Below are 16,058 nucleotides of genomic sequence, written 5' to 3'. Positions count from 1 at the left end.
TAATAGGCTATATCTTCTGCAGCCCATCTTCTAAGGTGTTTAGTACCTCATCAATCTCAGGCTGGGTAATAACCAAAGCTGGCTTGAGGTTGAGAATGTTTTGCTGAATCAGCTTAAATGACACACCACGCTCGAAACAAAAAGCCATCAATTGATGTGCTTCTTCAACTGCTCGTTCTTTAGTGGTTCTGTTCTTCACCAAGTCCAAACCCAGATTCAAACCTAAGCCGGTAACATTTCCTATAATTTCATAACGTTCTTTGAGTGTCTCAAGGCCATTTTTGAAGTAATCGCCCAAGGTTGCCGCTCGTTCAACCAAGTTATCCTCTTCCAACACCTCAATTACCGTTTTAGCAGCGGCTGCGCAGAAAGGACTCTTTTCATGGGTGTAATGTCCAATGGATTTATGCTGAAGTGTATTGAGTTTTTCCTTACCAATAATACCAGCATAAGGCACTATCCCTCCTCCAAAACCCTTGCCGATTACCAGTATATCTGGAGTTACAAAGTGTTCCGAAGCAAACATTTTCCCCGTTCGACCAAAAGCAGTATAGATCTCATCGAAAATGAGCAGAATACCTAGTTCATTGCAAAGCTTTCTAACCTGTTCCCAATAGTACTTTGTGGGTACTGTGCTGTTGTAGAATATTGGCTCTGTGACTAATGCAGCAATCTCCTGCTCTTTAGCAACCATTTTATCCAATTGCTTGAGATACATCTCATCGATGAACATTTGATCATCGCTATTCCATGGGTTTCTGTAATAATCTGGCAATGGAAGATGCAAGGCTCCAGGCATCATCGGGCCGAGCCCTTCTTTAAAATGTGGGTCGGCACCAATTGAAACTGCTTGAAAGCCAGCTCCATGAAAAGTCCCTTCGAATGACAGCGTCTTATACCTGCCAGTATGGTGTTTGGCCAACATTACGGCCATTTCAATGGCTTCTGAGCCGCCTGGGCAAAACAGTACGCGAGACAGATCGTCTGGAGCGAGTTCGGTTAACTTTTCTGCCAAAGCTACAGTTGGCTCGTTAGTGAACCTTCTTGGTGCGAACGAAAGCCCAATATCCATCTGGTGCTTTAGCGCCTCCACTACTTTCGGATGATTATATCCGATGGTGTGCACACCATTGCCGTGCAAATCGAGGTATTTCTTTCCGCTACCATCAAAGATATAAGCGCCTTCTGCCTTGCAAATGGTATTAAAAACTGGTGTTGAAAGTGTCTGATGGAAGAACACCCCTGCATCGCGTTGAAGCAGCTCATCATCTACTCCTTCTCTTTCAGTCATTTGCTTTAAAGCACCTATTTGTTCTCCTTGATTTACTGCCATCTTACTGGTGAATTGGGTGATTGGTAATTGGGGCATTTAGTTCTGCCCTAAAGAGTGAGTGACAACGCCTTCGTTTAGTCATCCCTTTAGGGATTGAGGGTGTTTTTAGGTCATTGGTCATTGGTCATTGGACATTAGTCATTGGCATTAGCTATTGACTAACATACAACACACTTGCTGGTATGAGTTGCTTTCTGATTTCGGGACCTTCATAATAAGCACCCAGCCATTTGCCTCCGCCACCATTAAACCATTCAATTCTGATCTGATGCTTACCAGGCTGCAAATTCACTGTACCAAATTTCTCAATCACCCCGTGGTCACCATCATTATCCGCAACTAACTGATTATTGATAAAAAGTCTACTGCCATCATCGCTTGCTACGGTGAAGGTGTAATCTCCAGCTTTCTCAATGGCGATAAAGCCTTGATAAACAACCGCTACATGCTCTTCTCGCGTCAGTTCTGTTCTACTCAAACTAGGCTCTAGCGCTACGCCCTCCGCCACTGGCTTATGAGCGTTGAAGTTTGGTAGCTTTACCATTTCATCTACCTCGTAGACTTGGTATTTCATTCCATGATTCACTTCTGCATCGATAAACCTAAAAAAGCCTCTTTCTACTTCGCTTTTCCTAGTTCCTTCTGCAAACACGGCAGAGCTCACCACGGTATTTTCTTTCAACATAAAAGGCACTCCGAATATTTGAGATTGGGCCGTTGGCGTAGATCCATCGGTGGTATATCTTACCTCGCCTTTGGCATTTGGGTTGGCGATTTTCACCTTAGCAGGCTCCCCTACATACAAGCCTCCGGCCGGTGACCAAGCATCGGCTTTTGGACTGATTTCTGGCTTTCGCATAGATGTAGGAGCCGTATACTCTGGCTCAATTTCTTCACCCTGAAAAATCTCTAATACTGGTCGGCCAATCCAAGCCTGAGGCCTCTTTAGCCCGAAAAGTTCGGCAACGGTTGCTGGTGTATCGAAGGTGTTAATTGTACCCTTTATCTGATAATTCTCTTTGACACCTTTTCCATAGGCAATCCAAGGAATTTGAATTTCTTCTAACGACTCACCTCCATGACCAAAACCTTTACCTCCATGATCTGAGGTTATAATAATCACTGTTTCATCCTTTACAGGAGACATTTCAACGGCCTCTCTTATAAGACCTATAAGAGAGTCTGCTTTTTCTACCGACTGATAATAAGCAGGAGAACCATGCCCTTTTCCGTGCCCTGCTCCATCTACATGATCTAAATGCACGAACATGAAGTTAGGCTGATCGTTTTTCCAATATTCCACAGCGTGTTGGGCTGTAGCCACTTCGCCCTCTACATGCTTCTGATAAGTTGGATCGGCATGATCGAACAGGTTACCAAAACCTCCCCAGTCGTAAATAATTGAAGTTTTAAGTTCTGGTTTCTGCTCTTTCGCTATTCTGAAAATTGTTGGAAAGAAAGCACCTGTAGAATTCACCTGTGTTGGTAAAATATGCTGGTCTGCTCGCCAGGCATTGGAAGTAATTCCATGCTGGGCTGGGCTCGCCCCCATAATCATAGATGCCCAATTTGGGCTACTGCTTGTTGGCAATACCCCTCTGGCTATCATAGAAGAAGCGCCATTTGCCATCATTTCATCCATATTTGGTGTACTTGCTTTTTGGACTCCATCAGGACTCATACCATCTACACCAATAACAATTACGTGCTTTGCACTATGCTTTTGGCTTTCTTGCCCGCAACTAAAAAGCAAGGCGCTGCCGAGCACAGCCCATATACAGGCTGTGAAATTTCTTCTGAAAGTATGTTTCATGCTATGAAAGTTTATCCCAAGGGCCAGTAATAGCCAGGGTATCTCCATTTTCTTGAATATTTACAAAAAGTGTTTTTCCCGAAGGTGAGAACGTAACACCAGCAAACTCCGACTTTGAGCTTCTGTTACAAGCAATGTCGTACAGCTCGCCTTTTTGATTGATTCCACGAACGTGGTTGAGCTCTCCGTTGTCTTCTGTTAGCACCACATCTCCCCATGGCGCAATACACAGGTTGTCACACATGTGGAGCACAGTTTTGTCTTCCGACTCAGCAAAAAGCTCTAGTGTATTTTCTTCGGGAGAGTACTTAAATACTTGCCCAAACCTTTTTGGACCACCATTGGTACAAGCAAAATAGACTTCGTTATTGCCATACCACATGCCTTCTCCTCTGGCAAAACGAGCGGCTCCTTGGTCAAAGCCTCTAAACCTTAGGTCATCTTCTTCCGGATCTACATTCTCAAGGTCGATCCACTCTACATCGAATTTTTCGTTCGCCTTAATGGTTACTCCTTCCCAGTTTCTTGTATCGAAGCTCGGTTGACCTTTAATGGTTAAAGCCTGAAGTTTTCCTCCAGCATGTAAATCATTCTTGTCACTTGGAATGAAGCGATAAATTAAGCCATCATGAGTATCTTCGGTTTGATACACGTAATGCGTTTCTGGATCTACAGCTACAGCTTCATGATTAAAACGCCCCATAGCTTTAATTGGCTTAGGTTCGGCAACTGCAATATTTTCTAAAGCAGGCACCTCGAAAACATAACCGTGGTATTGCTCTACTGGCCCTTCGGGCTTGGTTACATCTTCTTCGCAAGTTAACCAGCTACCCCAAGGCGTTATACCTCCAGCACAGTTTCGGTAAGTTCCGGCCAAGCTTAAGTATTGCTTTTCTACCTCACCAGTTTCTTCATTGTAAACCAAAGTGGTTGTTCCTCCTAAACCTGGAAATTCATTATTACCAGCATCGAATAGGTTTTCGGTACCAAAGGCTTCTAGGTTTTCATTTTCATCACCAAAGGCTCCCTCCTCCTTTCTTCCAGGGCTGTTTTCATGATTCCTAACTATTAACACTTTACCATTGGCCGCCTCAAAGGTTCCCATACCGTCAGGTCTGGCAGGCACTTTTAAACCATCGTCCATCTTTTCGCCCCACTTAGAAATTACTTTGTAAGAGAAGCCTTCTGGTAGATCGAGATAGCCTTTAGGATCGGTGATGAGTTTAACTTTAATATCTTCGGTTACCGCCTTGGTTGCGCATCGGGAAAGAGCTACAAAGCCCATACTTACAATTGCCGATTGCTTGATGAATTTTCTTCTGCTGGTTGTGGTCATAGTAGTAGTTTTGAAAAGTGTGAACCACCCCTAAACCTGAAGTGGAACACCCGTCCTATATTGAAAAACCTAATCTAATTCAATTGAATGCCTTTTTGAGGTTCAGGAAATGAACACTCTGTTAAGTTTACTTAATGAAGGTTTCTACAGCTTTTCCGCCACCTTCTATCTTATATTCTAGCCCTAATAATTTTGCTGCGGTGGCTGCTAACTGGTTTTGATAATACTGGCCTTTCTCCACCACTCCCAAAGCAGGAGTGTCTGGCCCTATAGCGGCCATCCAAATTTCACCAGCCCCAGTAATATCGGTTCCGTGACTTCTCCAAGTATCTAATGGCTCAGTTCCTCTACCATGGTCTGTAGTGATGAGCAAAGTAGTTTTATCCTTGTACTGAGGAGTAGACTGAATGTACTCCCAAATTTCTTTGATGAACTGATCGGTTTGCTTGGCCGACTTTAGGTAATGATCGTATTCGCCATCGTGGGCAAAATCGTCAGTTTCTCCGTAGGCAATGTAAACTAGCTTAGGTGAGTGCTTTTTGACGTATTCCATAGCGAAATGATGGGTAAAAGCATCTAATCTCACTCCTCCCCATGGGCTTGGAATTTCATCTTGTAGCTTATTCAGAAATTGCTCTCTTTCGGAAAGTGGCTCATCGGCAGATTTCTCAAAGCCTGCATTCACGGGCACTCCACTTCTTTCTTCATTGATGATATAAGGAAAAACATCCCACGAACCGAAAGCAGCTACTTTACCTTTAAGACCCTCTTGCTTATTCGCAAACTCTAAAATAGTCTCGTTTGGGTTTTGGATTTTAGCATTAGAATTTATTCTGGCATCGTCTGCTTTACCAGTTAGAATTTCATTGTAACCAGGATAAGAAAACCACATGTTATTGGTGCAGTTAACTAGGCTTCCTAACTCTCTATTTCCTAGAAGTTGCCCCTCTTTAGCTAGAGTATTCCAAAAAAATGGCATTAGCACCTCTCTTCTCTCAGTAGGCGTTTCCCTCCAAAAAAGCGTTGAAAGCTCTTTAGTGTTGTCTACATAGTTTTTGTTTTCAATGAGCTGAGCATCGGCACCAGTGTAAAGCTCTTGCCACCTTAAACCGTCTAAAGAGATAATAAATACGTTTTCAGTTTTGTGTTGAGCACATGCATTTAGGCTCACAACGCCTAAAAGTAGAATCAGTAATCTGGTTTTCATGATTGAGTTTTTAAAACGGTCGTGACATTGCATCACGACCGTTCTCTTTATGAATTAATTAACAACTATGTTCTTATTGAACATCCCACCACACCTTAGTGACATTATTATCTGGGCCTTGTCTCTGGATTACAGCGTTGTAATTATCCTTGTTCAAAGCCTGAACGCTAGATGGGTAAATAAATCTCACAGGTACTGTTGGTTGAACAGCTCCAGGGCCAGGGTTAATCTCTGGCATTCCGGTTCTTCTCCAGTCGAACCAACCTTCCAAACCATTGAAGAAGTTGGCAATCCACTTTTGAGTGGCAATTTTCTCTAGCTTTTCTGCACTAGTTCCTGTATAAGCAACCTCTGGTTGAGCAAAGTAAGCCGCATCTGCATTTACTGCATCTTTAATGGCTGTGTAACCTGCCACATCAAGTCTCTCATCATAATAATCATAAGAAGCCTGAATACCATTGTTGTAGTAAGTGGCAGCATCTCCAGTAGAAATAAATCCACGTTCTCTGGCTTCAGCCAAAATGAACTGAAGCTCTGAGTAAGTCATAATTAGGCCTTGTCTGGCAATTGGCGAAGCCAAAGGGTTACAAGCAGAACAAGAGAACATTAAACCTAATCTAGAGATGAAGTTTGAACCACCCTTAGCAGGGTCTCCACTAGGAGAATATTGAAGCGCCTCTTCATCGGCCAAACCGTTAGGCACTCCTTCATAATCGTCCCAATCTCCTACTAAACCAGCACCTGAATCGGTAGTTGGCTGAGCGTATACAAACAACCTTGTATCGTTAAGAGACTTCAGTGTGTTTTCCATTTTCTCGCTCAATCTATACTCATCGAATGAACCAGATCTGGTAGTATAAAGTGGCTGCTGGTTTGGCAAATCGGCCAAGTATTGCAATGCCACGTTATCATCATTGCTCTCAAGAATTGGGAAGGTAGTTGGGTTAGAAACAATAGCCTGCATTGCAGTGCTAGGATCTATTCTATCTGACAAACGCAAATGCGTTCTCAACAGTAATGAGTTGGCAAACTTCTTCCAACGAAGAATATCACCAGAGAAAAGAATATCACCTTCAATTCCTTGACCATTTACATCTAATAGATTGTTGGCTTCAGAAAGGTTAGCAATAATACTCTGATAGATGCTCTCTTGAGAATCGAATGTAGGCAGGTTAGTACCTTCTTTGGCCATAGTGGCTTCGCTGAAAGGTACATCACCATAGCTATCTGTTAAGATTGAGTACAACCAAGACTGATAAACCATGGCAACTCCTCTGTAATTATTGTTACCAGACTCAGTAGCAATGCGCTTAATGTTCTCCAAATCGCGCATAATGTTGTAGTAAGAGTTGTAAGGGTTAGACTCTGGCCCCCAGTTATACCTATCTTCATTGGTAAACTGAATTTTAGCAGAGTACTGCATTACCACGTTTCCTGTTCCCCAAGCCTTACCAGCATTTTCGTTGATTCCGTTTCTCAATACTGTTGGTAGCAATAGAGAAGCCGGCACTTGCTCTGGGCTATTAGGATTCATGTTCAATTCTTCGAATCCGTCTTCACAAGCAGACACACCTATTACTAAAGCTAGTGCGGCTGCTGTTCTTTTTATATTGAATAATTTCATTTTCGTTGAATTAAAGGAGATTAAAATTTAACGTTCAGGTTGAAGCCAATGCTTCTGGCAGATGGGTAAGCCATGTTTTCGATACCTGGCTGAAGTGTTCCTCCGCTCATTGCCATCACATCTGGATCGAAGTGTGGATTCTCTGTCCAAAGGGCTAAGTTTCTACCAACCACAGACACTTTAATTGACTGCACAAAAGAGTTAGCGAACCAGCTAGAAGGCATGGTGTAACCAATTCTCACTTCTCTCAACTTTACATAAGAAGCATCGTACTTAGCCGCCTCTACGTTGTTACGCTCATAATATCTGTTGTGCCAGTTTCTAGAGCTCACCTTTGTGGTATTTGGTGAATAAGAACCATCAGGATTTTCAACTACACCTGGAGAAACAATTCCGTTCTCTTCTTGCGTTAGGTCATATCCGTTTTCACGTCCGTAAAGAGTTTCTTTTAACTGACCTGAGGTACTACCAATGGTTTTGGTTCTAGAAACTACAATACCGCCATGTCTGATATCGAATAAGAAACCGAAAGAGAAGTTTTTGTAAGACAGTGTATTCTGGATACCCATCATCCAATCTGGATTGTAGTTACCTTGCTTCTTCAATTCAGGGTCTCTTAAAGGAGTACCTTCCGCAGAGTGAATTATCTGTCCAAAGTATTCGCTGTTCGGATCTTCTACTCTAGCAAAGCCTACACCGTAGATATCGCCCATTCTTTCACCTTCTCTGGCTTGTACAAAGGCACCGTTTCTTTCGGTCAACGTATAAGCATCAACATTTTCGTCTAGCTCAATTACTTTAGATCTGTTTCTAGTAAAGTTTACTGACGCATCCCAAGTAATACCATTGGCCTTCTGCACAGGAGTACCATAAGCCATTAGCTCAATACCATTGTTCTGAATTTCACCGGCATTGATAATTCTGCTAGCATAACCTGTAGCAATATCTAAAGTGATCGGAATAATCTGATCTCTCGTTCTATTGTCGTAGTAAGTGAAATCTACTCCGAAACGGCCACCAAACATTCTAAGGTCTGCTCCAATTTCATAAGAGCTTGTTCTTTCTGGCTTAAGCTCGGCATTGGCCAAGGTAGAAGATTCAGTTTTAGCTTGAACACCACCCCAAGCTGTACTTGAATTGTACACATTAGTAAGGCTGTAAGGGTTTGTATCATTACCCACTTCAGCATAAGCGGCTCTCACCTTTGCAAATGAAATAACAGAAGGTAAAATGAACATATCGCTCAATACAGCACTCGCAGTGATAGACGGATAGAAGTAACTATTGTTTTCTACAGGAAGCGTAGAAGACCAGTCGTTTCTACCAGTAATATCTAAGAACAACATGTTCTTATAAGCGAATTGTCCGTAACCGTAGATCGAGTTAATCTTCTTTTCTTGGTCGTACTGATTTACCTGGAGATTTACAGCAGAGTTTGAGAAATTATAGATACCAGGAATCAATAACTGAGGAGCCACCGTTTGGTTGTAGTTGTTTGTTTGGCTCATTCTGTTTCCACCTACTGATACTGTAAAAGAGAAGTCTTCATTCACCTCCTTGTTGTAGGTTAGAAGTACATCTGAGTTTTGTTCGTAGAAGAATAGCTTGTCTTCTCTATACATTCCCAATGGGAAACGCTGTGTACTGAATGCTCTTTTTCTATCGCGAAGCTCGTTGTAAAAATCAATACCTGTTCTCACCATTAGGCTCAACTCATCAGTAAACTGATAGCTAGCTGAAACAGTACCGAATATTCTATTCTTATTCTGTCCGTTTGTGTTTTCGTAAGTAGTGAAATACGGGTTATCGTGATAATTGTAGTTGTAGTTAAACTGCTGTACACCTTCCAAGCCTGGCATCCAATAGTTTCTCAGGTTGTTGGTATTGATTTGTCTACCATACCAAATCCACAGATACATCAAACTTTCAGTACCGTAGCTAATTGCTGGTCTGTTATCACTTTGTGTGTTCACGTAGTTAGCTGATGCGCTTACCTTCAGCTTATCTGTAAGGTTCATATCGGTTTTAAGTGAAACTGTATTTCTCTTAAGGTCGGTATTTGGCACCATACCTTTTTGATCTAGATTGGTATAAGAGAAACGTACGTTTCCGAAGTCATTATTAGCACTTACACTGATGTTGTTGGTAAGCGTAACACCTGTTTCGAAAAAGTCATTGATGTTATCAGGATTTGCTACCCAAGGAGTTGGAGTAATAGTGCTACCTGCAGGTGCGTTTAAATCTCCTCCTCTAAAGCCTTCAGCATCTCTAGGAGAGTCGAACTGAGGAATTAACTGACCATCCATTCTAGGGCCCCAGCTTTCGTCAACACCATCGGCAATACCTGAACCTGAACCGTCTACGAATGCAAACTGACCGTTGTTTCCTTGGCCATAAACATCTTGCCACTCAGGTAATCTCAAAGGATTTTCAAAGCTAACATTTGAGTTGAAGGTGATACCCAAACCTCTTTTCCCTTTACCAGATTTAGTGGTAATTAAGATGGCTCCATTGGCAGCTCTTGAACCATAAAGTGCTGCAGCTGCAGGGCCTTTAAGTACAGAAACCGAAGCAATGTCATCAGGATTGATTTCACCAGCAGCGTTACCGTAATCTACTTCTAAGTTTCCGCTTCCCGATGAACCATTTACATTGTTACTGATAGGAATTCCGTCTACCACAAACAGCGGTTGGTTAGCATTTACGTTTAGAGAAGATTCACCACGAATGATTACTCTGGATGATCCTCCAACGCCAGAACCAGAACCAGTGATTTGAACACCAGCAATTTTACCACTCAATGCATCTACCACATTGGTTTCTCTTGCTTCGGTCAATTCTTCGCCCTGAACTTCTTGAACAGAGTAACCCAAAGCCTTAGACTCTCTTTCTACACCCAGTGCAGTTACCACCACTTCTTGAAGAGAAGTAACGTTTTCAGAAAGGCTTACATTAATTACAGAACGGTTTCCTATGGTCTCTTCTAGGGTTACATAACCCACAAATGAGAAAACTAATACATCGGAATTGTCTGGAATACTTAAGTTGAAACGGCCATCGGCATCTGTAACCATACCTAAGGTTGTTCCTTTTACTTTAACCGTTACAAAAGGTAAAGGCTCGTTGGTAGCTGCATCTACAACAGTACCCGTAATTGTCTTATCTAAAGACTCGGTGAGTGCACCGGCCTTTGCCTCTGGATGCATAAAAACACCCATTATTATTGCTAGAGCTGTAAGCCAAACCGACATGCGAGAAGGCTTGTTCGCACAATTTTTCATAGATTAGATTGTTTATTAAAGTTGTCTTAAAAGGTTGCTTTAGTAAATTTTAGTTTGATCCTGTCTGAAGCTTCCGCCAAGATGATTCAGACAGTAAGAGCGAATTTTGGAGTGCCTACAGGCACTTCTTTTTTGAGTATCGATCCTTATTACATAGGCCTTCTTTTTTTGAGTTGAGTCTTTGTTTACAATTCATTGAGGATTTCCTCAGCCAAGCCAAATGACATGGTCATTCCTGCCCCACCGAGACCGTTAACTATCATTACTCCCTCTTGAGGTTGAAGCACCAATTCAGTGGCTCCATTCATCATTTTAGGGTATATTCCGTGCCATCTAGAAGAGATTGACCAATCCTTGAAATCAGCAAAAGTGGCCAAGTAATCCAGAATCATTTGGTCTATAAACTCTTGATTGAAAGGACTCAAGTCCTTACCATACTCATGTGAATCTCCAATGGTTAGCTCCCCACTTCCATTCTGCGAAACCATTACATTTAGTCCCCATTTGAGGTATTCAGGGTGATTTTCTTCATAATATGCCTTTAGCGCTCCATGCGAAGGTGTTTGCTTAAAGGCTTCATAGTGAACCAGAGTTAAGCCTCCACATAAGGCAGGACCTATTTTCCATTCGTTGGGTTGACTAATCAAACGCATCATTTGCAGCTTGCATTTGTTGATGTCTTGCTGCCCGAAAAGCTCGGGGTACAGCGTTTCAAAGTCCGCACCACTACATACCAAAATCAAATCGGCCTGAAGTAATTGGTCTTTCGATGTTTTAACTGATGGATGATTCACCTCTACCGCGGTGGTATTCCAGTGAAACTGAACACCCAATTGCTCTTGCAGGTATGCTGGAATTTTAGCGATGGCTTCTCTCGGATCAACAATCAGTTCTTCATTACTCCATAGTGCTGCTTTTAGGCCTTTCTGTACCACAGCTTCTGAAGTTATTTGAGAAGGCTTAAGTACACTATATTGACTTTTCTCAGAAGCAAACTCTTCTATTACTGCCAACTCTTCTGGCAAATACGCCATGTGCAGACTACCAACTTCGCCATGCCAGATATTGGCCTTTTCGGCAACTTCTTTCCAAATAGCTCTTGAGTTGATCGCTCTTTGATATTTCTCCCCTTTTGGTTGACCTACAGGCCAAACCATTCCGAAATTTCTAACTGATGCGCCCTGAGCTTTTTCGCTTCGCTCTATCACTTCTATACTATAGCCTTGCAAGGCTAATTTTCTAGCGCAAGCCAGACCTACAATTCCGGCACCTACAACAATTGCTTTCTTACTCATAGTATTCAGTTCAAAACCAATTGACCTGCTACAGTCGATTGGCGTTGATATTTTCTTTTAAAATAAATGGCCGAACCCGCAGTGATAATCACTCCAAACACAGAAACCACCAGTAATGAATTTTGAAAAAACTGAGTCCAAGACATTTCTCCGAAGCCTGCTAGCTCTTTGTAAAAGAGAAAGCCCATGCTGCCCAAATAGCCAAAGCTATCGGCCAGGTACATCAGATAACCTGCATTGCCCTTGCTCTTAAAAACTGCCATAAATCGATCGAAAATGACGCAGTTGAATGGCACGTAAGCTAAGTACAAACCGAAGCCCACCAAGACCATCCAAGGCAGGGCTCCGATCTGTGACATTGAGAAAATATATGAACTAGTAAAAATGATTATGAACCCTAGACCAATCAGCAAGTGATTGATCATGAATGCTTTAAGATTATCCTTTATAAGTACTAGCAGACAAATAATTACCAATACCGCTAGTGAAATCGGCACCTCTGTTTGAGTGAAAATTCCTGGCTGCTCACCATACCCTTGCTCTACCCAAATATTGGCTACGAAGTTGTCTCGAACATCTCGTAGAAGGGTCAGAAAAACATAGGCAATAACCAGTAGCAAAATGCCACTGGCGTATTGCTTAAAAAAGCCTGATCGCTCTGCCTTAGACATAGTGTCTCGCTTATTCTTTCTAGCTATATCCTTGGTACACGGAGCAGGTATTTGATCCAGTATCCAGACGAACAAAAGCAATGGCAGCACAAAGACTAAACCTGTTAGAAAGGGCATCCACCAAGCCGAAACACCAAAGTCTACCATAAGACCAGCTCCAACAGTTTTCACTAAGCCAGAAGAAAAAATGAAGCTAACTCCTAAAAAAGCGCCCATAAACTCCGTGGCTCTTCTACCTTCTAGATAACTGAATACAAGCCCCCAAACCATACCTAGTGGGAAGCCATTGATAAGAAGCATAAGAATATTGGCGGGCTTTGGCACCAACGGAAAAAACAGCAAAGCCAACCAGCTTATAGCAATTAGAACTAAAGTAGCTTTAGCTCTACCCTTTTGTCCTCGCTCGGCAATGAACTTAATTCCGTAGAATTTAGATAAGGTATATCCTATGGTTTGGGCAAAAATGAGCCAGATTTTATAATCGATTCCGAGCCATTCCATTTCACCGAAAGTGGCCGCTGTAAATGGTTTTCTAAAAGCATACATGCAGGAGTAAGTACCAAATGCGGCAAGCGCCCCAACAATGGCTACTACTTTATGATCTGCCCTCTGTAAGTATGCCTTCGGACTCATATCACTCAGTTTCAAAAATTTCTTTCAGCTCCTTAAGTGAATCTACCGCATGAGAAGCGCCCATATCTATCAGGTCAGCTTTGCTATACATGTCTGAGCTTACCCCAACAATCACCAAGCATCCGGCATTCTTTCCTTCAGCTATATCAGAAGCAGTGTCGCCTACTTTCGCCACCTGAGAAGACTCTGCTATTTGAAAGTGAGCTTTAGCCTTTTCAATCATAAAGGGTGCTGGTCTTCCAGACTCCACCTCGTCTGAGGTTACAGAAAAGTCTATGAGTTGGTTTTTCGCCCACCCCATCTTATCGATGAGTATATCTGCCGTAGTTCTGAAATAGCCAGTATCCAAAACCACCTTGATGTTATTGGCCTTTAAGAACTCAAAAAACTCTGTGGTACCTTCTATTTCTGTTAAGTCGTCAGCGGCCTTATAAGCATCTTCAACATTTCCGATAAAGGAGTTAAAAACAACTTCAATGGCTTCATCTGTGATATTTTCATCTTCAGATTTCATGAGCAGGGCAATTCCCTCCTTCTTATTCATGCCTCCAATTCGAGACATTACATCTTCCAGAGTAAACTCAAACCCATATTCGGACAAGGCGTCCCTTACGCATTTATAAACAGTTTTTCCTTCATCTATCGTAGTGCCTGCCATATCGAACACCACCATCTTCACAGTATCTTTAATCATTCTTTACACTGATAATCGGCATGTAATCCATGCCTTTGCTTACATTTAAAAAATCCAACCTGAGCGTTACATGAAATCTGACATCCTGAGTGCCATTGGCAAAAAGCTTCGAAACGTGCGTAAAGAGAAAGGGCTAAGCCTTGCTGATGTAGCCCAGAAAAGCGGCATAACGCCAGGGCTACTTTCGAAAATCGAAAACTTCCGTACCATGCCTTCTTTGCCTGTTCTTTACAAAATTTCAGAGGCGCTAGAAGAGCCTTTGTCTGAAATTGTAAAACCGGTGGATGAAGAGCCTGAAGCATCATTTACTCTGATTCGAAAAGGTGAAGGTGAAAGAGAATCTAGATACGACTCTAAAGGTCTCATTTACGAAAACCTGATGTCTCAAATTATTCACAGCCAACCTGTTAAGGTGGTTACTGTAACAGTATTGCCAGGTATTTTCAGAAAGCCATTGGCTAATGACTCGTACGAATTGGTGTATTTGCTCGAAGGAGAAATTATCTATGGTCTTCTCGATGAAAAAGTTCATCTGAAGAAGGGAGATACACTTTATTTTAATGGTCAAATTCCTCATTCTCTTAAAAACCCCGGTACTACACCAGCCAAGCTGTTTAAGGCTTACTTTATGAACTCAAGTATTTAGAAAGGCCTTCTCTCTAAATGTTCATATATGTAAAATTAGGAAGAGATTTTTTTGAGAAAATCGACTTAAGATTCTTTAATAAAACAGTAACTCCTTTCACACAGAGTTAATATTCAATTAATTGATTACTAGTGATTTAAAATAAATTGAAAAGCAGATTTTACATTTCAATTGATGAGCATGATTAATTTTTCATAACCTATTGACTTGAATATTTGTCACTTTTAAAAGTTGACAAATATGAAAACTAAGAATCAACTTCCTAACTCTTCAATGGCTTTAAGGAATAGAGATACTTCCTCCTCAGTATTATAATAATGTACGCAGGCGCGGACTATTTCTTTCAGACCTTTGGCAGTCATATCCAAGTAAGTGTTTGGCACTCCATTCCAACTAAGGTTAATACCTCTATCTAACAACCAAAACATTACGTCAGGTGCTGCCATGCCATCTACGGTGAAAGAGATAATACCACCAAGTTCTATACCCTGATCTTGAAGATGAATATGTTCCATTTTACGAAGCCCATCTCTCAATTGAGTGGCCAATACCTGAACTCGCTGCCAGATATTCTCCAGACCTGCCTCATAGGCATAATCCGCTGCGACTTTCAACCCTAATTGATTAGCTCTATTGCCCTCCCAGTTTTCGAACTTGCGTGCATCTTCTCTTATTTCATAAGTCTGTTCACCTGTCCAAGTGGCTGAATGTAAATCGACAGTGTAAGGAGTAAGTTTCGGCAAAACCGACTCACGAACATATAAGAACCCTGTCCCCCTAGGCGCACGAAGGTATTTACGGCCCGTTGCAGAAAGCATATCGCATTGAATCTTCTCTACATCAATTGGATATTGCCCTACAGTTTGACAGGCATCTAGCAGATAGAGCACTCCTTTCGACTTACAGATTTCACCAATCTGCTCTGCTGGAGCTAAATGGCCAGAGTTGGTAGGCATATGAGTGATGGAAACCAACTTTGTTTTAGCAGAAAAGAGCTTTTCAAAAGCCTCCAAATCTTCATCTCCATTCTCATTATTAGGAATCACCTTAATGATTGGTTTCTTAGGATGATGTAAGTAAGCCAAGTAATTACTAGCGTAATCGGGTCTATTGCAGATAATTTCATCGCCTTCTTGCCAATCGATGGCCTGAAAAGCGGCATTCCATGCAGCTGTAGCATTTTCGACAATGGCTATTTCCTTACTTTGAGCATTAATCAACCTAGCTACAGAATCATAGGTAGAATCTAGTTCATCAGCCCGCTTCATTTGAATCTCATATCCACCAATTGTAGCCTCTTCTTTCAGAAAATCGATGACTGTATCTCTCACAATATTGGAAGGCAATGAAGCCCCAGCATTATTGAAGTGAATGACTTTCTGAACTCCATCGGTTTCTGCTCTAAATCTGGCAATATCTTTGTCTGAAAACATATTGAAAGTTAAGGAACCTAAAGAGAATGTCACCATTTAAGAAACATGTATTTCGGGCATTCGTTGGCTTCACTATATTTCGAACAAATTCT

At 41.9% G+C, this 16,058-nt stretch carries 11 protein-coding genes; 1 reads left to right on the top strand and 10 read right to left on the bottom strand.

Features of this window, described 5'->3' with window-relative positions:
- Positions 1–7 precede the first annotated feature (7 nt).
- The 9 genes from pbfA to T7867_RS11995 all read right to left on the bottom strand — a co-directional run bounded on the left by pbfA (position 8) and on the right by T7867_RS11995 (position 13,887).
- Positions 8–1,333: a (R)-1-hydroxy-2-aminoethylphosphonate ammonia-lyase gene (pbfA, locus tag T7867_RS12035; RefSeq protein WP_322299332.1), complete on the bottom strand. Its 1,326-nt coding sequence runs from the start codon at positions 1,331–1,333 to the stop codon at positions 8–10.
- 151 nt (positions 1,334–1,484) lie between these two features.
- Positions 1,485–3,146 (bottom strand): alkaline phosphatase family protein, encoded by a 1,662-nt coding sequence (locus T7867_RS12030; RefSeq protein ID WP_322299331.1) that lies wholly within the window; start codon positions 3,144–3,146, stop codon positions 1,485–1,487.
- A 1-nt stretch (position 3,147) separates the two neighbouring features.
- Positions 3,148–4,482: an alkaline phosphatase PhoX gene (locus T7867_RS12025; RefSeq protein WP_322299330.1), complete on the bottom strand. Its 1,335-nt coding sequence runs from the start codon at positions 4,480–4,482 to the stop codon at positions 3,148–3,150.
- A gap of 127 nt (positions 4,483–4,609) precedes the next feature.
- The gene (locus T7867_RS12020) at positions 4,610–5,689 is read right to left on the bottom strand and encodes an alkaline phosphatase family protein (RefSeq protein WP_322299329.1); all 1,080 of its coding nucleotides are present in this window, start codon (positions 5,687–5,689) and stop codon (positions 4,610–4,612) included.
- Between the two features lie 73 nt (positions 5,690–5,762).
- Entirely contained in the window at positions 5,763–7,313 is a 1,551-nt protein-coding gene (locus T7867_RS12015; protein WP_288342472.1) for a SusD/RagB family nutrient-binding outer membrane lipoprotein, read from the bottom strand.
- Between the two features lie 20 nt (positions 7,314–7,333).
- Positions 7,334–10,594, bottom strand: coding sequence for a SusC/RagA family TonB-linked outer membrane protein (locus T7867_RS12010; protein ID WP_322299328.1), 3,261 nt, complete (start codon positions 10,592–10,594; stop codon positions 7,334–7,336).
- 185 nt (positions 10,595–10,779) lie between these two features.
- Positions 10,780–11,889 (bottom strand): TIGR03364 family FAD-dependent oxidoreductase, encoded by a 1,110-nt coding sequence (locus T7867_RS12005; RefSeq protein ID WP_068224903.1) that lies wholly within the window; start codon positions 11,887–11,889, stop codon positions 10,780–10,782.
- Between the two features lie 5 nt (positions 11,890–11,894).
- Entirely contained in the window at positions 11,895–13,193 is a 1,299-nt protein-coding gene (locus tag T7867_RS12000) for a DUF5690 family protein (RefSeq protein WP_068224902.1), read from the bottom strand.
- 1 nt (position 13,194) lies between these two features.
- Positions 13,195–13,887, bottom strand: a complete 693-nt coding sequence (locus tag T7867_RS11995) for an HAD-IA family hydrolase (protein WP_068224900.1) — start codon at positions 13,885–13,887, stop codon at positions 13,195–13,197.
- A gap of 70 nt (positions 13,888–13,957) precedes the next feature.
- Here T7867_RS11995 and T7867_RS11990 point away from each other — a divergent pair, with 70 nt between their 5' ends.
- Positions 13,958–14,533 (top strand): helix-turn-helix domain-containing protein, encoded by a 576-nt coding sequence (locus T7867_RS11990; RefSeq protein ID WP_068224898.1) that lies wholly within the window; start codon positions 13,958–13,960, stop codon positions 14,531–14,533.
- 254 nt (positions 14,534–14,787) lie between these two features.
- Here T7867_RS11990 and T7867_RS11985 read toward each other — a convergent pair whose 3' ends face one another.
- Positions 14,788–15,966 carry an aminotransferase class V-fold PLP-dependent enzyme gene (locus T7867_RS11985; protein ID WP_068224896.1) on the bottom strand — a complete coding sequence of 393 codons (1,179 nt, stop codon included), beginning with the start codon at positions 15,964–15,966 and terminating at the stop codon, positions 14,788–14,790.
- Positions 15,967–16,058 lie beyond the last annotated feature (92 nt).

The sequence above is a fragment of the Roseivirga spongicola genome (assembly GCF_034376045.1).
GTDB lineage: Bacteria > Bacteroidota > Bacteroidia > Cytophagales > Cyclobacteriaceae > Roseivirga > Roseivirga spongicola.
The sequence above is the reverse complement of the archived record's forward strand: the minus strand, read 5'-3'. Positions and strand labels throughout refer to the sequence as shown.